13 protein-coding genes and 3 pseudogenes are annotated in these 21,306 nt (G+C 46.7%); 10 read left to right on the top strand and 6 right to left on the bottom strand.

Features of this window, described 5'->3' with window-relative positions:
- Positions 1 to 28 precede the first annotated feature (28 nt).
- Positions 29 to 1,645, bottom strand: a complete 1,617-nt coding sequence (locus tag L4D06_RS24775; protein ID WP_429742100.1) for an alpha-amylase family glycosyl hydrolase — start codon at positions 1,643 to 1,645, stop codon at positions 29 to 31.
- A 302-nt stretch (positions 1,646 to 1,947) separates the two neighbouring features.
- Between L4D06_RS24775 and L4D06_RS24780 the strand changes: the two genes are divergently transcribed.
- The 4 genes from L4D06_RS24780 to torA all read left to right on the top strand — a co-directional run bounded on the left by L4D06_RS24780 (position 1,948) and on the right by torA (position 7,780).
- The gene (locus tag L4D06_RS24780) at positions 1,948 to 3,663 is read left to right on the top strand and encodes a methyl-accepting chemotaxis protein (RefSeq protein ID WP_429742102.1); all 1,716 of its coding nucleotides are present in this window, start codon (positions 1,948 to 1,950) and stop codon (positions 3,661 to 3,663) included.
- Between the two features lie 216 nt (positions 3,664 to 3,879).
- Positions 3,880 to 4,059 carry a trimethylamine N-oxide reductase system protein TorE gene (gene torE, locus L4D06_RS24785; protein ID WP_274165910.1) on the top strand — a complete coding sequence of 60 codons (180 nt, stop codon included), beginning with the start codon at positions 3,880 to 3,882 and terminating at the stop codon, positions 4,057 to 4,059.
- 42 nt (positions 4,060 to 4,101) lie between these two features.
- The gene (gene torC / locus L4D06_RS24790) at positions 4,102 to 5,280 is read left to right on the top strand and encodes a pentaheme c-type cytochrome TorC (protein WP_274165909.1); all 1,179 of its coding nucleotides are present in this window, start codon (positions 4,102 to 4,104) and stop codon (positions 5,278 to 5,280) included.
- Between the two features lie 13 nt (positions 5,281 to 5,293).
- The gene (gene torA / locus L4D06_RS24795; RefSeq protein WP_429742105.1) at positions 5,294 to 7,780 is read left to right on the top strand and encodes a trimethylamine-N-oxide reductase TorA; all 2,487 of its coding nucleotides are present in this window, start codon (positions 5,294 to 5,296) and stop codon (positions 7,778 to 7,780) included.
- Positions 7,781 to 7,887: 107 nt separating this feature from the next.
- Here torA and L4D06_RS24800 read toward each other — a convergent pair whose 3' ends face one another.
- Positions 7,888 to 8,301: a globin family protein gene (locus L4D06_RS24800; RefSeq protein WP_274165907.1), complete on the bottom strand. Its 414-nt coding sequence runs from the start codon at positions 8,299 to 8,301 to the stop codon at positions 7,888 to 7,890.
- Positions 8,302 to 8,755: 454 nt separating this feature from the next.
- Between L4D06_RS24800 and L4D06_RS24805 the strand changes: the two genes are divergently transcribed.
- The 4 genes and pseudogenes from L4D06_RS24805 to L4D06_RS24820 form a co-directional block, all read left to right on the top strand.
- Positions 8,756 to 9,319: a GNAT family N-acetyltransferase gene (locus L4D06_RS24805; RefSeq protein WP_429742107.1), complete on the top strand. Its 564-nt coding sequence runs from the start codon at positions 8,756 to 8,758 to the stop codon at positions 9,317 to 9,319.
- Between the two features lie 162 nt (positions 9,320 to 9,481).
- Positions 9,482 to 10,321 (top strand): isopenicillin N synthase family dioxygenase, encoded by an 840-nt coding sequence (locus L4D06_RS24810; RefSeq protein WP_429742108.1) that lies wholly within the window; start codon positions 9,482 to 9,484, stop codon positions 10,319 to 10,321.
- A 151-nt stretch (positions 10,322 to 10,472) separates the two neighbouring features.
- Positions 10,473 to 11,993 (top strand): annotated as a pseudogene (locus L4D06_RS24815) (PAS domain-containing protein); the annotation flags it as partial.
- 390 nt (positions 11,994 to 12,383) lie between these two features.
- A pseudogene (locus L4D06_RS24820) lies at positions 12,384 to 12,905 on the top strand (methyl-accepting chemotaxis protein); the annotation flags it as partial.
- Positions 12,906 to 13,181: 276 nt separating this feature from the next.
- Here the strand turns inward: L4D06_RS24820 and L4D06_RS24825 are convergent.
- From L4D06_RS24825 to L4D06_RS24835, 3 genes are all read right to left on the bottom strand, one after another.
- Positions 13,182 to 16,076, bottom strand: coding sequence for a methyl-accepting chemotaxis protein (locus L4D06_RS24825; RefSeq protein WP_429742110.1), 2,895 nt, complete (start codon positions 16,074 to 16,076; stop codon positions 13,182 to 13,184).
- 7 nt (positions 16,077 to 16,083) lie between these two features.
- The gene (locus L4D06_RS24830; protein ID WP_429742112.1) at positions 16,084 to 16,704 is read right to left on the bottom strand and encodes a hypothetical protein; all 621 of its coding nucleotides are present in this window, start codon (positions 16,702 to 16,704) and stop codon (positions 16,084 to 16,086) included.
- 182 nt (positions 16,705 to 16,886) lie between these two features.
- Positions 16,887 to 17,768, bottom strand: a complete 882-nt coding sequence (locus tag L4D06_RS24835) for a LysR substrate-binding domain-containing protein (protein ID WP_429742114.1) — start codon at positions 17,766 to 17,768, stop codon at positions 16,887 to 16,889.
- 204 nt (positions 17,769 to 17,972) lie between these two features.
- Between L4D06_RS24835 and L4D06_RS24840 the strand changes: the two are divergent.
- Positions 17,973 to 18,833, top strand: a pseudogene (locus L4D06_RS24840) (DMT family transporter); the annotation flags it as partial.
- A gap of 400 nt (positions 18,834 to 19,233) precedes the next feature.
- Here the strand turns inward: L4D06_RS24840 and L4D06_RS24845 are convergent.
- Complete coding sequence (locus tag L4D06_RS24845; protein ID WP_274165899.1) at positions 19,234 to 20,151, bottom strand: LysR family transcriptional regulator; 918 nt, start codon at positions 20,149 to 20,151, stop codon at positions 19,234 to 19,236.
- 114 nt (positions 20,152 to 20,265) lie between these two features.
- On the opposite strand from L4D06_RS24845, the gene L4D06_RS24850 reads away from it, so the two are divergent.
- Positions 20,266 to 20,985, top strand: a complete 720-nt coding sequence (locus tag L4D06_RS24850) for an SDR family oxidoreductase (protein WP_429742116.1) — start codon at positions 20,266 to 20,268, stop codon at positions 20,983 to 20,985.
- Positions 20,986 to 21,306: the final 321 nt, after the last annotated feature.

A 21,306-nucleotide genomic window follows, 5' to 3' on the forward strand; every position in this document is an offset into this window, starting at 1 on the left:
TCAATATAGGATTTATGCTTATAAACAACTAGTTGCTGTGAATCTCGCCTACCCAAACCTGCCAAGGCCCCAAGTGTAATGGTTGGTTTTGCTCGGGCGGCGAGACCTTCATATGGGGAAGAGGTAGCGTTATTGCTGGACTCGGTAAGTTCAGGCGGATAGTGGCGTCTTGGTTGGACCCATTGATGGCAATGACCAAGGTTTGTGATTCGTGGTGACGTTCAAACACCATGAGCGCTTCATTGAATGCCAACATGCGGCAACTGCCTTCGCACAAAGCAGGCTGCTTTTGTCGCCATTCCAGCAGTTCTCGGGTGAAATTTAACGTGGACTGAGGCTCTTTTTTCTGTGAATCAATTGAAAACGTCCGGTGCTTATCGTCAATCGGCAACCAAGGCGATTGTGTACTGAATCCAAAGAAAGGGGCTTTTTCATTCCAAGGCAATGGTGTACGACATCCATCTCGCCCCACGTAATTAGCAATCACTTGCTGACCAAATAAGTCTTTACGATCTGAAGGGGAGACATTCGCTTCAGGCAGTCCCAATTCTTCGCCTTGATAAATGCTAATCACCCCTTGAAGGGAGCAAAGGAGACTAAGCAACATTTTTGCTGCTGCAGGGGCATTATTGGCGTGTTGCCAGCGAGATACCGTGCGGGCTATGTCGTGGTTACCCAGCCCCCAGCAGCCCAACCCAGGATGAACGGCATTGAAGAATTCAGTGAACTGTTCACCGACTTGTTGCACGTTTTGGCAAAGGCATAGCGATTCAAAGATATTGGCTGCATCAAGGGCATTCCCTTCACTGGTATATCGGTCGATGACTGCATACGGTGATGGATCGCTTAGTGAGCCGAGCAGCCATTTTTTATCATCGTACCCGTCGGCAATCACCCGCAATTGTTTGAGCAAATGGATGTTTTCTGGGCGGCTGATGTTATAACGCTGGCTCTGGTAACGATAAGGGTCGCTTCTTGCTTCATCTTGCCAGCCCAAATGGCGCGGAGGATTATTGCGCAACTTATCGTCATGCAGGAAAAGGTTGACTGAATCAAGCCTTAGACCGGTGATTCCTGTGTCTAGCCAAAATCGGACATCTTTCATTAATTGACGAATGACGTTGGGATTTCGGTAATTTAAATCGGGTTGGTTGCTTAGGGTATTGTGCAGATAATACTCACCACGCGTAGGGTGCCATCGCCATGCTGATTCCCCGAAAATGGTCAGCCAGTTATTCGGTGGTGTGCCATCTGCACGTGCTGGCGACCAAACATACCATTCTGCTTTTTCGTTGGTTTTATTGCGGGCACTCTCTAAAAACCAAGGATGCTTACTGGACGTGTGATTCGCAACAAAATCAATAAAAACCGCAATGCCTCTCTCCTTGGCTTCTTCCACCAGCACGGTGAAGGTCGACATGTCTCCATATTCAGGATTGATGGCGCAAAGGTTGGTAATGTCATACCCAAAATCACTCAACGGCGATTCAAAAATCGGAGACAATAAAATGCCGTCGACATTTAACCATGCAAAGTAATCGAGCTTCTCTCGAATGCCATTGAGATCGCCAACGCCATCTCCATTGCTGTCAAAGAAGCTTCTAACATATATATGGTAGAGAATGGGTGATGCATTCAGTTTCATTGTTTTTCTTTATTTCCTATAGGTTTACCTTCTATAGCGTAGCGCAAGGATGCATCATCCTGATGATTTATTATCTGGACTTTCGGTTTACAGTGTAAATAGAAACAGAGACTCAAATTGAGACGCAAAATGGTAATCCAGCGTCTTTACAATGGTGTCAATGATGCCTGTCCCCTTAATCTTCCGAGCTTAAGCTTCTCGCCAAATATTCATGTTTGTTGGTATTAGAATCCCTGTCTACTATTTATACAAACGCAACAAATATGAATCACACACCTCCTACTTATGACAGGTCTAGAGATATGGGATTGTTTGGAAGCAAATCAGATGGTGTTAGCAAGCAGATTCTGGATAAAGCATCAGACGCGATTGTATATACCGACAAGAAAAATCGAATTCACTATATGAATACCTCTGCGGAACGTTTCTTTGGCGTTTCTGGGAGTGACAAAGTAGGGCAGGATATCAGTACGTTACAGCTTGGCGCCCTACAAGAAGGTACAACACGCATTGAACTTCAAAACCACGAAAATAAGAAGATCTGGTGCGATCTCTCATTCAACAAAATTTCAGTTTCTGGTGGTTTGGGGTGGTCAGTCTTTATCCGTGATGTGACGGCAGAAGTCCTTGCTCGTGAACGTTCAGAGCAAATGGTATCGCAATCAGTGAATGCTGTCGTTTCTATTGATGGTCAAAATTGTGTCACCTATATGAACGATGCTGCCGTGGCATTGTGGGGGTACAGTAAAGAGGAAGTCGTCGGGAAAAATGTCAAAATGCTTGTTCCGAAAGACATTCGCGCGTTCCATGACACCTACGTCAACACCAATCGCGAATCAAAAGTAGATATCATTGTTGGCACGAGTCGCGATGTGGAATTTGAGCGAAAAGACGGCAAAAAGTTGTGGGCGAATCTATCACTCTCTCGTATCGAAGTGGGTGACGAGGTGGGCTACACCGCGTTTGCTCGTGACATTACTCAAGAGCGACAGGCTCGAGAAGAAAATGAACAAGTGCTTCGACAGGCGATCGATGCCGTCGTCAGTATTGATGCCGACAACAACGTGACATTCTTTAACCCTGCAGCAGAAGAGCTTTGGGGATTCAAGAGTGATGAAGTCGTTGGCAACAATGTTCGTATGCTAGTGCCTGATGAGTTTCAATCCAACCACGATAATTTCGTGAACGCGAATCGCCGAACGGGCAACAACAAGATAGTGGGCTCGGCCCGTGAACTGGAAATGCAGCGTAAAGATAAGTCACGTATTTGGGTGAATTTCTCGCTGTCAAAAGTCGACATTGGCGGCAACATTGGTTACACCGCGTTTGTGCGGGACATTACCGAGCAGCGTACGGCACAAGAAGCCATCAATCAAACCTTGTCACAGGCGTTGGATGCAGTTGTTACCATCGATGAAAACAACATAGTTACTTTCTTCAACCCTGCCGCTCAACAACTTTGGGGCTATGATCCGTCAGAGGTCGTGGGTCAGAACATTAAAATGCTCGTGCCGCCAGAAATCCAAGCCAACCACGATGGTTATGTCAACGCGAACCGTACAACGGGTCAAGATAAAATCGTCGGCTCTAGCCGAGAAGTCCCCGTTCACCGTAAAGACGGAAAACTGGCCTATGGCTTGCTCTCTCTGTCTAAGGTGGAGGTGGATGGGAAAACCATGTACACCGCGTTTGTCAAAGATGTCACGGCGCAAGTTCAACAGCGCGAAGGCATGAGTGAGATTATGGATGGCGTGGCAAACTCAAGTTCAGAAATATCCAATATTGCGAAAGTGATTGATGGCATTTCTGAGCAAACCAACTTACTTGCATTGAACGCCGCGATTGAAGCGGCGCGAGCGGGTGAGCATGGCCGAGGGTTTGCTGTGGTGGCTGATGAAGTGAGACAACTCGCTTCGCGTTCATCGGAGTCAACTAACGAGATTAACCGCCTTTCTGATGACACGCAGAAGCTGCTGGACGAATTAGCAGAAGTCCTCAAAGTATCATCAAGTCAGTAATTTTAGACATGGGGACGTCCTGTCCCCATTCTTATATTTTAGTTAATTGTGTACTTCTCGCCCTACCTCTTACCGTACTGTAAACAATGACTTTATTTTTAACCCTGAGTCAATAAAGAGACAGCCTTCAATCACCAATCTCCTAGACTACTTTTGTACATAAATTTAATGCTGGAACAATCTCGTGTGTCGACACCGAGACAGAGGAAATAGGTCATGAGCCAACAAGAAGCAGATATTGTTCAAGAGCCAGAAAAGCATAGCTATGAGTGGCGTGCATTCTTTTTTATTGCCGTCTTTCTGTTCCCGATTTTGAGTGTCATGCTCATCGGTGGCTACGGTTTCATCATTTGGATGAGTCAGGTGTTCTTTTTCGGCCCTCCTGGGCATGGCTAATTACCGCAACACCTCCCGAGTGATGAATAAGAGCAGATAACGATGAAAGAATTTTTATTAAAACTCTGGGCGACGCTGAAACGCCCAGCAACCAAAATCAGTCTTGGCACATTGACCCTTGGGGGGTTCGTCGCTGGGGTGATTTTCTGGGGTGGTTTCAATACAGCATTAGAAGCAACAAACACAGAAGCGTTTTGTATCAGTTGTCATTCTATGCGCGACAATGTCTACCCTGAACTGCAGCACACGGTGCATTGGTCTAACACTTCTGGCGTGAGAGCAACGTGTCCAGATTGCCACGTCCCACACAATTGGACTGATAAAATTGCGCGTAAAATGCAGGCCAGTAAAGAAGTATACGCACAAATTTTTGGCGTGATTGGTACACGAGAGAAGTTTCTTGATAAGCGGCTAGAGCTTGCTCAACATGAGTGGGCAAGGTTTTCGGCGAACGGCTCTGCCGAGTGTAAAACCTGTCACAAATACGAAAGTATGCAGATTGAAAACATGCGCCCAGCGGCACGCCTACAAATGGCACAAGCTGCAGAGCGTGATCAAAGCTGTATTGATTGTCACAAAGGGATTGCCCATCAGCTGCCCGCAGAGATGGATTCAACCGGCGGTATGCTTGGCAAGCTGATTTCAATGTCTCACAGCACCAGCTACGACAAAGACAAACCCGTCTATAGCGTTAACTTCCTAGAAATGTACGTCGACAAAGAGCTGACCACCGACGGTGGTGTACTTGAGCCTGCTACCAAGGTCACCGTGATTGATGACAGCAAAGAGGCCATCAGGGTCTCTATTACTGGCTGGCGTAAAATGAAAGGTTTCGGTCGAGTGATTTATGAAGACTTCGGGTTGAATATTGCCTCGGCAGCCCTGTCAAAAGCGGTGGCTCAAAGCGATACCGATGTACGCACATTTGAAACCAAAGAAGACGATTTGACCGGATTGACATGGCAACGTGTCGAAGTGGATTTGTGGGCGAAGAAAGCCAACTTCCTCGACAACATCGATCCTGTCTGGACGGAAGCGAAACAAGCTTACGACACAAACTGTAGCTTGTGTCATACCCAGCCCGATGTTGCACACTTTGATGCCAACACGTGGCCAGGCATGTTTGATGGCATGATGGGCTTTGTGAATTTCGATCAGGCAACGCAGGCGCTGGTGTTGAAGTATCTGCAAAAACACTCCAGCACATTTGCTGATCACTGAGAGGAATAGCGACATGGCGATGAATAGACGTTCTTTTTTAAAACGCATGTTGTCTGTCAGTGCAACCGTTGCGATCGGGCCAAGCCTGTTAGTTGCGACGGACGCGGAGGCGAATGCGGAATTGCTTGAAGGTGCATGGCGTACTTCTGGTTCCCACTGGGGAGCTTTCCGAGCACGGGTTGTGGGCGGCGAAGTGGCCGAAGTGGTGGCATTTAGCCATGACAAACATCCCACGGAAATGCTTGAGGGTATTAAAGGGCTGATTTACAACCCGTCGAGGGTGAGATACCCGATGGTGCGACTCGATTGGCTCAAAAAATCGGAAGGGTGGAATACGACGCGCGGAGATAACCGTTTTGTGCGTGTCACTTGGGATCAAGCACTCGACCTGTTTTACGAAGAATTGGAGCGGGTTCAGAAAACTTACGGGCCTTCTGGCTTGCTAGCGGGTCAGACCGGTTGGCGTCAAACTGGGCAATTCCACAGTTGTACCACGCACATGCAGCGCGCCATTGCGATGCATGGTTCCTTCGTTAAAAAAATCGGGGACTACTCGACTGGGGCAGGGCAAACCATCATGCCGTATGTCCTAGGGTCAACGGAGGTGTATGCGCAGCAAACATCGTGGCCTTTGGTGTTGGAACATGCCAAACAAATCGTTATTTGGGCCAATGATCCCATCAAAAACGCCCAAGTGGGCTGGCAGTGCCCGACTCATGATGTGTATGGCTACTTTGCAGAGCTAAAAGACAAAGTGGCCAGTGGCGACATTAAAGTTGTTTCTGTCGATCCCGTCGTGAGTAAAACGCAGGATTATCTGGGTTGTGATCATCTGTATATTAACCCGCAAACTGACGTGCCATTTATGTTGGGTATTGCCCACACACTGTACACAGAAGACCTCTACGACAAAGATTTCATCAAGCTCTACTGCCTTGGTTTTGAACCCTTCGTTGATTATGTGATGGGCAAAAGCAAAGACAAGGTCGAGAAAACCCCTGAGTGGGCGTCTCAGATCTGTGGTGTTTCCGCAGATAAGATCCGCGAGTTTTCGCGCATGATAGCAAGCGAACGCACTCAGCTGATGTTTGGCTGGTGTGTACAACGTCAGCAGCACGGTGAACAGCCTTATTGGATGGGCGCTGTTATCGCTAGTATGCTTGGTGGCATTGGCCTTCCAGGCGGCGGGGTGTCTTATGCCCATCACTACAGCGGCATTGGTGAGCCAGCAACTGGCGCAGCAGGTCCTGGTGGCTTCCCTCGTAATCTCGACCCCGGCATGTCACCGTTGCATCCGAATCCGGATTTCAAAGGCTACGCAAGCACCATCCCTGTGGCGCGTTGGATAGAGTCCATTGAAGAGCCGGGTAAAGTGATTAACCACAATGGTAACAAAGTGAAGTTACCACCGATTAAAATGGTTGTGGTCAGCGGAAATAACCCTTGGCATCACCACCAAGATCATAACCGGATGAAGAAGGCGTATTACAATATTGAAACCGCCGTCACCATCGATTTTGCGTGGACCGCCACTTGTCGTTTTTCTGACATTGTCTTACCAGCCTGTACCCAGTTTGAACGCAACGACATTGACCTCTACGGTGCCTATTCGGCAACGGGCGTATTGGCCATGCACAAGCTGGTGGATCCGCTTTACCAATCGCGGACTGACTTTGATATCTTCAAAGGGTTAACACAGCGCTTTGGTGCAGGAAAAGACAAAGAATACGCGCAAGAAATGACAGAAATGCAATGGGTTGAGAAGCTCTATAACGAATGCGTAGCTGCCAATAAAGGTAAGTTCGAGATGCCTGATTTTCGCACCTTCTGGAAAGATGGCTATGTGGGCTTCGGCGAAGGCAGCACCTTTGTTCGCCATGCGGCATTCCGTGAAGATCCCGAGTTGAATCCATTGGGTACACCTTCAGGCTTCATTGAGATCACCAGCCGTAAAATTGGCAGTTTTGGTTATGAATATTGCCAAGAACACCCAATGTGGTTTGAAAAAGCCGAGCGTTCTCATGGTGGGCCAGGTTCGTCATCCTTCCCGTATTGGCTGCAATCTTGCCACCCAGATAAACGCCTTCACTCCCAAATGTGTGAATCCCCAGCTATCCGTGAAACCTATACGGTTCAAGGGCGCGAGCCAGCATATATCAACCCTGATGATGCCAAAGCAAAAGGTATCAAAGACGGGGATTTGATTCGGGTATATAACGACAGGGGACAACTCATTGCTGGGGCAGTGGTATCCGCTAACTATCCGCCTGGTGTCATTCGCATTCAAGAAGGTGCCTGGTATGGCCCAACAGGATCTGAAATTGGTGCTATTGATACTTATGGTGACCCGAACACAATGACGCTTGATATAGGTACGTCCGAACTCGCACAAGCGTGCAGTGCATATACCTGCTTGGTTGAATACGAAAAATTCAGTGGCGAAGCACCTGCAGTGAATGCCTTTAGTGGCCCTATTGTGGTTGTACCGTCAACGACGTAAAAGTTAACGCGACGTCTTTTGATGACTAAGAGCATAAAAAAAGAGCCAATTATCGGCTCTTTTTTTTGTATATTTATAGCCATTAACCGAGTGAATGCCACCCTGATTTATGCGGCCATTTCAGCTTTCATGGTATCGGCAACGAAGTGCAACAGTGCCACCCAAGCAGCTCGAGTTTCTGGTGTGAAATCGTCTCCCAACCCAACTTTCAGTGTGTGGAGTAAGGCATTGCCGACGGGAGTGAAGTGTGATTTTTTCACCCCATACCCTTCATGCCTTTTAGCCAGTTGCTGCAATACAGGCAATAACTGTTCAGGGGAATTCAAGGTACTGACCGCTGCATGGAGCATTGCCATCAACTTGCGACCTTGTTGTTTCATGTCGCCTTTAAATAAAGCTTTTAGTGACGGATCATAGGAGAACAAGGTGTCATAAAATATCTCTGCGGCTTTCAGAGATATAGGTTCAACCTTTTTAAAGCTCTCTGTGATCAATGTGACTTGGTGTGCTGTTAACGCCATGACAAGAATCCCCAAAAGATGATGCAATGAATATCGTTATTTGTAATGTGCTCTATCAAAAGGTTAGGAAACCCTAGCTCATTGTCCAGTTAACTTTTCTGTAATATGACGTGCAGTGATCCGCGATGTAAATGGAACGCGCTTAACATCCATAATTGGATCTCACCAATGTTATTGATTTTCCAATTAGCGATTTCAGTGGTTTGTTAGATAATTTAATGAAACGTCTTCTCGTATTATTTTAGAAATAGACGAGTGATAGTGGGCGTTCATAGTGTGATAAATAGAGGGAAATTATCTACTGAACAATCTCTTAGTCACTGCTTGGATGTAGCGACTCAGATTTTGCATACGTCGGTATTGAAGCGCATAACTGGTTTGTCCTGATGTTAATCGGGTTCGCGCTACATTATGAAAAAAAGACCGTCACAGCGGCGAAATGACAAGGAGTAGCATGTTTACATTTAGCGATATTTGCTTGCGGCCTGCTAAAGCAGAAGAGCGGGACCATCTTTGGCACTTCATCTATGTGGAAAACGAGTGGAAAGTGCATGATGCCCCCTATTTCCCATTGGAGCATCAATCCAAATTTCAGTTTCGCCGCCATTTGTTTAAGCGCTTGCGAGAAGCGAAAACGGCCATCGTCATTGATTATCACGGAGAAGCCATCGGCTATCTTTCCTGCTATTGGGAAGATCAGTCAACACGTTGGCTAGAAGTGGGCATTACTATTTTCACTTCAGCGCATTGGGGAAAACAACTTGGCCGAAAGGCACTCACGTTATGGATTACCCATTTGTTCGAACACTATGATGTGGAGCGAATTGGGCTAACAACCTGGTCTGGTAACCCCCGTATGATGAAATGTGCGATGGCGCTAGGGATGCAAGAAGAAGGAAGGATCAGGAAAGTACGTTTCCACCAAGGTCAGTACTATGACTCTTTACGCTATGGTGTATTGCGTGACGAGTGGCAGGCTCTGCGAAAAAAAGACGGTAAACTGCGCTGTGTTGGCTAATGTACCCAAACAATCTGATGGCCTCTGAAATCGAGCATCTTCAAGTTAATTGGGTATACACCTCTGCCTTATTGAGTGGTTTGAGTATACTTGAAATGCCCACGACAGGTTTCGACATACGTGGGTATATAACAATCACAAACCATAAGAAAGTGAGTCACCATGAAATTGGAAGCCGTCGATTTCAACGCGCCCGATGCCGCGGCGCGTTTTGTTGAATCTCTGCGAAATACAGGATTTGGCGTACTGAAAAACCACCCGATTAACCAAGACCTTGTCGCGTCTATCTATCAAAATTGGCAGCAGTTCTTCGACAGTGAAGACAAGATGCAATTTCGTTTTAACCCTGAAAGCCAAGATGGTCTGTTCCCTTGCAACGTGTCTGAAGTTGCCAAAGGTCAGCAGCAAAAAGACATCAAAGAGTTCTTTCACTATTACCCGTGGGGACAGTGCCCTGATGCACTGAGAGAAGAGCTGCAAGATTATTACGATCAGGCTAATGGTTTGGCACAACAACTCCTCGCATGGGTGGAAGCTCACTCCCCAACGGAAGTTTCTCAGCATTACTCGCAATCATTGTCGAGCATGATTGATGGAAGTGACAAAACGTTGCTTCGTGTCTTGCATTACCCGCCGATGCAAGGTGATGAGGATCCAGGTGCAATTCGTGCAGCAGCGCATGAAGATATCAACTTATTAACCATCCTACCTGCAGCGAATGAACCGGGTTTGCAGGTGAAAGGCAAAGACGGTGACTGGTTAGAGGTTCCGTGTGATTTTGGCAACCTCATCATTAATATCGGTGACATGTTGCAAGAAGCGTCTGACGGTTACTTTCCGTCAACCACGCACCGTGTGGTTAATCCCGAAGGTGCAGATATGCGTAAATCTCGTATTTCCTTACCTCTATTTTTGCACCCGAAGCCAGATGTGGTGTTGTCTGAGCGCTATACCGCAGACAGCTACTTGATGGAGCGTCTACGCGAGTTGGGGTTGATTTAGTCAATTCAACATTGATGAAATATCAAAGCCAGCATGATGCTGGCTTTTTTTGTGGGCAGTCACCCAAAATATTATTGATTTAAAACGAGTCTTAGCAGGAAGAATATGTCTCATCGACTAGAATTCTAGTAACTGAATAGGAGAGGCGTAAATGCAAAGCTCAATACTATCAAACTTGAAGCGAGTCATAGGCAGTGTGATTGGCTCTCACACCGACATTGGAAGCGATGCCAAGGCGAAGATCGCTGCGCTTGATAAATCGATAGCGATTATTGAATTTGATCCCTTGGGCAAAGTGCTTTCCGCCAACGATAACTTTCTGAAAGTGATGGGATATCAACTTTCAGAAATTGAAGGTAAGCACCATTCAATATTTGTAGAACCTTCTTATGCTAATTCGTCAGATTATCGAGATTTTTGGGCGCAATTGAACCAAGGAAAGTCCTTTTCTTCACAATATAAGCGGCGTGGTAAAAACGGTGTGATTGTCTGGATACAGGCGACCTATAATCCGGTTGTTGCTGAAGATGGCAGTGTTGAGAAGGTCGTTAAGTTTGCTGCAGACATCACTCAGGAAAAGAACCAAAGTGTAGATTTCTCAGGGAAAATGGATGCGATAAACAAGGTTCAAGCGGTGATCGAGTTCGATTTGCAGGGGAATATTCTCATGGCAAATGAGAACTTCTTGAGCGTCATGGGATACACATTAAAAGAAATCGTTGGGGAGCATCACTCTCTTTTTGTTGAACCTGAGTTTTCGCGCTCCGCGGACTACAAGAAATTTTGGGAAACGTTAGCCACAGGCAAAACGGTGACTGAGCAATTTAAGCGCTTAGGCAAGGGCGGAAAAGAAGTGTGGATCAGTGCATCTTACAATCCTATTTTTGATGACGAAGGGAATCCCTTTAAAGTAGTGAAATTTGCCACTGACATTACCGAACACAAGTTACGTAACGCTGATTTTGCGGGGCAAATACGGGCTATTGGCAAGTCGCAGGCGGTCATTGAGTTTGAACTTGATGGCACCATTCGCAATGCCAATGATAACTTTCTCAATGCAACGGGCTACAAGCTGGAAGAGATAAAGGGTAAGCATCACTCCATGTTTGTCACCCACACCTTGGCTTCTTCTAACGAATATAAGGATTTTTGGAAGCGACTTGCAAAAGGAGAGTTTCAAGCCGGTGAGTACAAGCGTGTTGGCAAAGGAGGGCGAGAGATTTGGATTCAGGCATCATACAACCCCATAATGGATGCCTCAGGTCGACCCTTCAAAGTGGTTAAATACGCCACTGATATTACCGAGCAGAAATTGAAGAATGCTGATTTCGAAGGTCAGATAGAAGCTATTGGGAAGTCGCAAGCGGTTATCGAATTTGACATGAGCGGCACGATTGTTTCTGCCAATGACAATTTTTTGAATGCAATGGGTTACACCTTAAATGAAGTGAAAGGTCGTCACCATTCCATCTTCGTTGATCCCAAAGAGAGTAACTCGGCAGAGTACAAAGCGTTTTGGGCGAAACTCAATCGCGGGGATTTTGAAAGCGCAGAGTTTCGACGTATCGCAAAAGGGGGGCGAGAAGTCTGGATTCAGGCATCTTACAACCCGATTCGTGACATCAATGGCAAGCCATTCAAAGTGGTCAAGTATGCGTCTGATATTACGGCGAAAAAGCGGGCAGTTTCCTTGATCAGTAATTGCTTGTTGTCTCTATCTAAGGGCGATCTTGATCATACCATCTCTGAAAAACTGGACGATGAATTTGAACCTGTACGTGATGCCCTTAATTCGATGATTGCTCATCTTAATACCTTGGTAAAAGACATTGTGAAAGCGTCTAACTCTGTCAGCTCAGGGGCACGTGAAATTAAGCTTGGAACCAGCGACTTGAGTGACAGAACTGAAAGTCAGGCGGCCAGCTTGGAAGAAACTGCCGCGAGCATGCAAGAGATTACTGCAACAGTACAGCAAAATGCTGATACCTCGCAAAATGCCGTTAAGCTCGCTACTGAAGCAACGCAGAAGGCGGAACTGGGCGGCAAAGTGGTCACGGAAGCGATCGGCGCGATGGCTGAAATTGAAAAATCGAGCAATCAGATCTCAGACATTATCGGTGTGATCAATGAAATTGCCTTCCAGACTAACTTGTTGGCATTGAATGCGGCTGTTGAAGCAGCCCGTGCGGGTGAACAAGGAAGGGGATTCGCTGTTGTCGCCGGTGAGGTTCGAAATTTGGCGCAGCGAAGTGCGAAGGCATCTGTTGAAATCAAGGAGCTTATTAACGCGAGCGTTAACAAGACCAAAGATGGCACACATTTAGTTAGAAAATCAGGTGAGAATCTTGATGAGATTGTCGAAGCTATTAAGAGCGTATCGACCTTGATCAATGATATGAGCACGGCGAATACCGAGCAGTCGCAGGGCATTGCAGAGATAAATCGCGCAGTGACAGAGATGGACAACATGACACAGCAAAATGCAGGTCTGGCGGAAGAGGCAACAGCTGCCAGCGAGAATTTGTTAGCTGAAGCGGAAGGGCAGCGAGAATTAGTGTCGTTTTTTAAAACGAAAGCAGGTTAATGGTCAAAATGGCTTAAGGTAATGTCAGTGGGTTAGTTAAATGCGTTGATATATATCCTTGATGCATTGCGATTTTTACGAATTACTAAAAACGGGCATAAGTCCGTTTTTTTATGTCAGTAAGTGAGCCTTTTTATTGCAGCAACCTCGTCCTTTGTGCTGTTTGTTGATGCACTAACCTCTATATCCCCAAACAACGCTACCTAAACAATCTGAAGATGCAAGATGGTTGGGTCCCTACATGGGCTCTCTATGGACCTCTACAAGGTTATCACTTTAAAATTCGCTCGTACCATTGCTGATATTGCTTCCTTCATCATCATCCTCATCTTCGTCGTCAAAAATCAGGTGATCGGCAATTGAGTTTGTCGTGTCATGATCTTGATTGCTTAGCTCTGTGGTATGGTTTGGCAAGGCAAAGAAGGCCAGCATTTCAGTCATGTCTTGCGACAAATGCCACATGCTTTCACTGGCCGTTGTTGCTTGCTGCACAAGCGCCGCATTTTGCTGCGTCATGTCGTCCATTTTGGCGATGGCCAAGTTAACTTGTTCAATGCCCACACTTTGCTCTTGTGCAGCATCTGATATCTCTTCCATTTTGCTGCCAACATCTTCAACCATGGCGACGATTTCTGTCAGGGTTTTTCCCGACTCTTCTACCAAGTCAGAACCAATGGCCACTTTTTTCTTACTGGCTTCAATCAGATCTTTTATCGCTTTAGCTGCGTTAGCTGAGCGTTGAGCAAGATTACGTACTTCACCCGCGACGACGGCGAACCCTCGCCCTTGTTCTCCTGCGCGAGCAGCTTCAACAGCCGCATTCAATGCCAACAAATTGGTTTGAAAGGCTATTCCGTCAATGACAGTGGTGATTTGGGTGATTTCGTCGCTGGCCTCTGTAATGTCACGCATCGCATCAATGGTTCGTGAAATGGTATGGCCGCCCTCACGCGCTTTGGCGCGCGCTTTCATGCTGACCATTTTTGTTGAAAAGGCATTCTCTGCACTGTGTTTCACTGTCCCAGTCATTTGCTCCATACTTGCGGCGGTGGACTGCAAAGACGTTGCTTGTGCTTCAGTTCGTGCGCTTAAATCTTGATTGCCGGTGACTATCTCTCGCGAAGACGCAGCGACTGTCGAACTGGTTTCACGAATGCTATGGATGACGTCAGTCAATTTATCGATGGTCTGATTGGTGTCTTTTTTAAGCTGGGCAAGTCGGCCACTGTAATCTTTCTCAACCTGCTGAGTGAGATCGCCCTTAGCCATGGCTGCCAAGATGTGTTGCATATCAGCCAGGGAGTTATCGACATTTTCCGTCAGTAAGTTCAGGCCTTCCGCTAAGTTATAGAAAAAACCCTCTTTGCCTGCTAACTCAATACGCTGACCAAATTCCCCTCGCGTGGCGCGAGACACTACTTCGGCAATTTCACGCTCAATCGCGACTTCTGCAGTACGATCTTTCCATTCAATCGCGGTTCCAATACGATCCCCATTAATATTCCGCATTGGCATTGCATTTATGGTCATGACTTTATTGCCCACACAAAACTCGCTAGAGAATGGTTGCGAAAGTGATGAGAGGATTTTACGCTGTTTGGCCGGGTGGCGGTGGAATACATCAATGGATTTTCCGATGATGTCATCTGGATTGAATCCTTTGATTTCTTGTGAGAAATCGCTTTTTGCTTCACGTAACATCGCGGATGCTGCTTCATTGAGGTAAATGACTTCATTGTCGTTGTTTGCCAGCATGATGTTGTTTGAGACACCATCTAACGCTTGTCTAACCTGAGCATTTTCCTCAGCAATGATACGTGATGTATGTTCATAATCACGCTTTGCTTGTTCTGCCAATTCTGCATTGTTGAGAGAAAGGTTGGTGGCTTCTTTGATTGAAAGAAGGTCACCACAATAGTCACCTTGAATGCGAACACTGAGGTCACCTTCAGAAATTCGCGCCATCACTGTATTGATTTCACTGAGGGCATTTTGTGTCGCATCCATCAGGGAATTGAATGCGGCGGACGACTGGCTGATTTCGTCATTGCCTTTCACAGCAAGGCGAAGTGAATAATCCCCTGTTCTTGATATTTGTTTCAGGCTACGCGTCATTTTTGTAAGAGGGGTTGTGACTGAGCGCGTAATCAATACAGCAATGACAATACCCAAAATGACCCCAACCACGCCCGTTAGAGCAAGAACGGTGGTGATCTCCTTGTTTAGATCGTCGAGTGTTTTCACGTCAGTGTTTAGCGCTTCTTCCTGGAGGGAGACGATTTCTTCGATGAGTGTTAGGGATAGGGTCGCGAGCGGAGACGCCTTTGTGCCCAAGAGATACTGAGACATGTTCCACTGCTCAGTATCTCTGACCTCGAACATTTGCATCACCACAGGCGAGAACTGGTCACGATAATCACTGTATTCTCTGAATAGCTTGGCTTGCTCGCGAGTCAGAAGGTGCGTTTTATCTTCGATGGCGAAGAGATTGTTTTCATTGGTTGTCCATTTTTCAAAAAATGAGGATTTAAACACGACCTCGCCACTAATAAGGTATGAACGTGCGGCGGCAAGACCCAGAGAAAGCGAAGCGCTTGATTCAGCAAATAACCCGAGTAGCTCCTTACGCTCTGGCGTTGAGGGCAAGTCCCGTTCGATACTGGTGAGTAGATTGATGGCAGACACCAACCGCATCATGATGGGTTCACCCTGTTCGGTATAGATCTTCATGGCGGGCTGTTCATCCGCTGTATGCGCGATGCGTTCTATATCATCTTGAGCTGCGCGATACAGACGAAGGTTGTCTTTCAACGTCTCTATTTTGGCCATGTATTTGTCGTTATTAATATGTGAACTACTGATAGCCTGGCTAAGGACGACGAGTTGTTCCTCGATGTTTTCCCATGTGGTTTGCCGTTTTGACAAAAATTCATCATCGCCAAGAACCACATATCCGCGCAAGATCGCCAAAGATCGGTTTACCTCCGCAACCAACTGATTGCTCGCCAACGTGGCAGGGAATGTCTTATCAACAAGCTCACGCTCAAGGATATTGACATCAGCGAGACGTTGATTAGACAAACTGACTGCGGCAACCAAAATAGTCATGATCAAGCCAAAACCAAGGACTAGGCGTTTACCAATCGTGTAGCGGAAATATCGACGATTCATGAATTCTTCACTCACTGAGTTCTAATGGTTGACCAAGCAAGATGGTCAGCTTTCTGTTGATCAGATCGACAAGGGCATAAACATCGGACGGTGTTTTGTCTCGTGAATAGGTTCGTTGCGAGTAGAAATCGCCAAACGTATTCGTGGGTTCAAGTACCGCTAGCGCTTCAGAGAATGTGTCTAAACTGGCGCCAGCCAGTATAAATACTTCGGCGGGAATCGCCTCTTTAGCCTCGCGCTTGATGCGTTTGACGGGTTCAACATTCTGTTGTTTAGCGAAGACATCGATATCGTCGCTGAGCTTGCCAAGAGCAACGAAGACTTGTTCCGGTCGGTAGCCGTTTACGGGCACAATTTTTCGTGGCAGCTTGCTGGTTAACTTGGGTTGGTATCGATACGCGTAGTGCATGACCATCGAGTCGATGTTTTTTACCAACGAGTAAACTTGAGTGGGGGTCAGCTCGCCGTACAATTTTGAGTATCCATATTCAATATTGGCTGCTTTTGAGGTGTTAGCGGCAAGTGCCGGCCATGCAGTTGCCCACGCGATGAGGGTGATGAATAGGGTGGCATTAAGATTCAAAGGGCGCTTGATTGGGCGAGCATAAATATTGGTTAAATGCTTCATTCCTTAATTTCTCACTGCATCATAAATAAGAATAAAAACTCAAAAGTTAGCGATGGCTCACATTTGAGTTTAGACGTATTTTATCTAAATGCATGTTTAGACAAGCACTACTTGCATGATTGAGGGGGGAGATGGCTTCGTAAACTTCGATGAGTCTTTGGGGAGAATAGTGTATTAGTTCCTCACTCTTCTTGCGTGGAGATTTGTTGCAACCAGCGCCCGAGTTTTAGGATTTCAGGCTGACGGGCTCGATGCTTCTTATAAACAAAATACAAACTGTCGCCAGTGGGCATCTCATGCATGGGAATACGCACCAGTTGCTCGCGGTCGATTTCGTTCATGAAATAGTAATTCAAAAAAGTAATACCATGCTCATATCGCGCCGCTTCCGTGGCAAGCAGCATATGGCTAAAAGAATGAATTTTTACGTGATTAGGTAACGAAAAACCGCCCAATTTGCACCATTGCGCCCAGTCGTTTTCCATCAATGACGTAACAGACAATAGCGGGTAGTCCCAAAGGGCGTCAGGTAGGGGCTTGTCTTTAATCTGCTGCCAAATTTTGTTGCTACAAACAGGGTAAAGGTACTCTTTGTACAGCAAGTCATATTGGTAGTTACGACCCGGTTCAAAATCGACGATGAAGCAATCTGCCAGTTTGTCGGAAAGGTGGGGATGGTCGGCAAACATTTCTAGCGCAAGGTCTATTTCTGGGTGCTGCTGTCGAAAATCAGACAATTGCGGCATCAGCCATTTCACGGCTAAAGAGCTAAAGACGGCAAGCCTAAGTTGGCCTGAAACCCCTTCTCTGACTTGGTGACTGGCACGGGCAATGGCCTGCAGTGGGTCTGCCACATCATCATAATAACGCTGACCGACGGGTGTGAGTTGCAACAAGCGGCCTTGACGATCAAACAAAGATTCGCCCAAAAAATCTTCCAACAAGCGGATTTGGTGGCTCACAGCACTCTGGGTGACGCTGAGTTTTTCGGCTGCTTTAGAAAAACTGTTGAGCCGAGCAACCACTTCAAAATATTGCACTGCTCGGAGTGGGGGAAGCTTCATTATCTAAAAAACTCATGAATAGCGAATTTTCATCATTATACGTCATGCTAAAGCGGCGCTACTATGCCCATTCTGTGATCTGTATTTGATCTTTGGGCCCTTAATCTCGAGAGGTTGCTGTCTGAATAGCGATAACTCAATTCGCTAATCTGAACGTCGCAACATCGTGAGAGAGGAAATACGACATGAACAGGAGCCTTTATCATGCGTAATATTTCAATTGGGATGGCCATGACCTTGTTGGTCATTGGTAACCTTAGCGCGACATTTTCTGATGCGCTGGTTAAAACGATGGAAGGAGGGCCTGACGGCGCTATATTCCAATTTGCTTTGTTTCGTCAGGTGTCAGCCGTTCTCATTTTGCTTCCTTTCTGTTTAACGGCACCGAAGAAAAACCTGACACTTGGGCTTAAATGGCACTTTCTTCGCGCCCATGTGTGGTTGGTGGGCGTGTTCTTCTCGGTGATTGCGTTAACGACCTTACCATTGGCCACGGCGAACGCGATCTTCTATGCAGCACCCTTGATCATGCTTCCGTTGGCGGCTATGTTCTTGCGAGAAAAACTGTCGTCGGCATCCATTGCTGCAGCAGTTGTGGGCTTTATTGGCGTGCTCATCTTGGTGCGCCCGACAGAGCTAAGCTGGGCGGCTATTTCAGCGATGATCGTGGCAGTGACGCTGGCGGTGAACAACTTGTTGATCCCGAAAATTCCGCGAGAGCAAACTGTGCCGCAAACCTTGTTGCTACATAACCTGATCGGTATTCCTATCGCATTAGGGTTGGCATTGTATGAAGGCGCGCCTTTTAGCATGGATTTATTCCTGCGCGCGTCTGGTTCAACCGCGTTTATTTTGGTGTATGCCGCCACGTGTGTAATTGCTTACCGCGCCGCGGAAAGCAACAAGATAGCGAGTGCTGAATACAGCGGCCTTGTCTGCGCGGTTGGCGTCGGCCTTGTCCTATTTGGAGAAGTACCAGACATGCTGATGATTGTCGGCACCTCGTTGATTGTTGTGCCTCTTATCTGGCTTGCTGGCCTTGAAAAGCGCAAAACAAAGCGAGCTGCCCGAGAAGAAGCATTGGCGACAGAGACAACGTTTGCGAGCTTAACGGAAGACATGCGTACACAAGATGATGATATCGCATTGGCCGAAAAATCTGCGATGGCAGATAACATCGTGCTACCTGCTGATGATGTGTTGTTGAGTGGAGAGGAAACAAGAGAGACGTCAGTGTATTACGAACACGTTGGCGCTCAAAAGAAAGTTACAGGAACAACGTAAAGCATCAGAGTTACAGACAATAAGAGAGCTTAGTCCCCCTCTCCCAAAAAAATGCAAAAGCCACGCCTGAGCAGCGTGGCTTTTTTATGCCTGCCAGTAACAAGTAAGCAGGTACTTACTTGTTGTATACGCCATAAATTATTTGAGGTAGAACGAGAAGTGAGGTCAGAGAAGGTGACAATTAAGAAAGCTGAGGTGGCACTTCAGCAACCATCTTTTGTATCAAGGCTTTTAATCGTTTTGGCTGGTGGCGGTCTTTGTGATAAAGCAAATACAGCGGCACTTTCTCCACTTCCCAATCGGTAAACACGTTCTCCAATCTTCCGGCTTGTACATGGCTTTCACAGTAAAGTGCAGGGAGGCGACAAATACCGTTACCTTGTAGCGAGGCACTCATCAACACATGACCATTTTTACATTGTAAATTGCCTTTCACGTCCACATCGACGTGCTGGGAGTGCTCGTCCACTTTCACATAACGCCAGCGTGTTACTGACCCCGTTAAGCAATCGTGTTTGTGTAAATCTCTGGGGTGTGCAAGACGACCACGTTGCGACAAGTAATGCGGCGCTGCATAGGTGCCGATTTCAATGTCACCCAAGTAACGACCAATCAATCGTGAATCATTCAATGCGCCCATTCGCAGTACTAAGTCGAAACGTGACTCAATCAGATCAACCCGTTCGCTGCTGAAATCCAATTCAACATGAATATCAGGGTGGTCAAAACAGAACCTGTGGATCACGTCGCCCACCAGTGATTCTCCCAATATTCCCCCTACACAATTCACCGCGATGCGTCCGCGCAATTGGTCTGAATCATCAATGGCATCGGAAATGGCGTCATCAATTTGCATCATCGCTGCTTGGCAACGTGTAAAGAAGGCTTCACCCGCTGTGGTTAAACGTTGAGAACGGGTGGTACGAATAATGAGTTGCACACCGAGGCGGCTTTCTAGCTGACTAAGCTGACGTGACATGTGCGCGCGCGATGCTCCGAGCTTTTCAGCTGCTTTGGAAAAGCTGCCGGACTCGGCAATTGCGACGAAGGCGCGGATATCACTAAGGTTGTCATTCAATGGGTCTTTATTGGTGCTCATGGCGTAACACTGAGTTTTATTGTGACATATATATCAACAATCATGACTTATTTAGAATGCAGCCTCAATAAGAAACACTTAATAAAAAAACAAACAGTCCAATCGAGGTAGAACATGAAAAAGTTAGCTGTTATCACAGGTGCAAGCTCAGGCATTGGCGAAGCCATCGCAAAACAATTATCAGCACAAGGCCACCCGTTGTTGTTGCTTGCGCGTCGTGTTGATCGTTTAGAAGCCCTTAATCTACCTAACACTCTGTGCAAGAAAGTCGATATCACGGAGAAGGCCTCTTTTGATGAAGCCGTTGCTGCGGCAGAAGCGATGTACGGTGAAGCCGATTTACTCGTTAACAACGCTGGGGTGATGTTGCTGGGTGACATGGCAACGCAAGATGCTGCTGAATGGCAAAACATGTTCAACGTCAACGTGGTGGGCTTAATGAATGGCATGCAATCCGTGCTTGCCCCTATGATTGCGCGTAACAGTGGCACCATCATCAACATCAGTTCTGTGGCTGGTCGTAAAACCTTCCCGAACCATGCAGCATATTGCGGCACAAAATTCGCGGTACACGCAATTTCTGAAAATGTGCGTGAAGAAGTGGCCGCAGCAAACGTACGCGTGATTACTATCGCCCCTGGCGCAGTAGAAACCGAATTGCTTTCTCACACTACCAGCGACGACATCAAAGCGGGTTACGAAAGCTGGAAAGAAGACATGGGCGGTATTCTAGCGGCAGACGATATCGCGAATGCAGTAACTTACGCATACAACCAACCTCAGAATGTGTGTGTACGTGAAATCGTGATTGCGGCAACCCGCCAGCAGCCATAATAGATTTCAAATGATATTGATGCTTGCAGTATAAGTCTCTGCAATCACATGTGATTGCAGCCAGTTGTTGTTATGGTCTATTTCTTAGTTGTCATTTATCGCTTCGAAATAGGCCATTGTTACACTATTTATTTACACCTTGACCCAGAATGGTTTGCGCTTTATTTTTCTGCTCTCACCCCTCCCGCGATACTCACTTTCGTTTGCTAAGATACAAACGTGATACTTGTACAAATAATAAGACATCACTATCGCTACTGTTTGTATAAAGTCAGTCCTATGAATCGATTGTAGGCATGGTCATTTTTTGATTATCAATAT

Origin of the sequence: Enterovibrio makurazakiensis (assembly GCF_050336585.1) — a bacterium.
Classification (GTDB): Bacteria; Pseudomonadota; Gammaproteobacteria; order Enterobacterales; family Vibrionaceae; genus Enterovibrio; species Enterovibrio gelatinilyticus.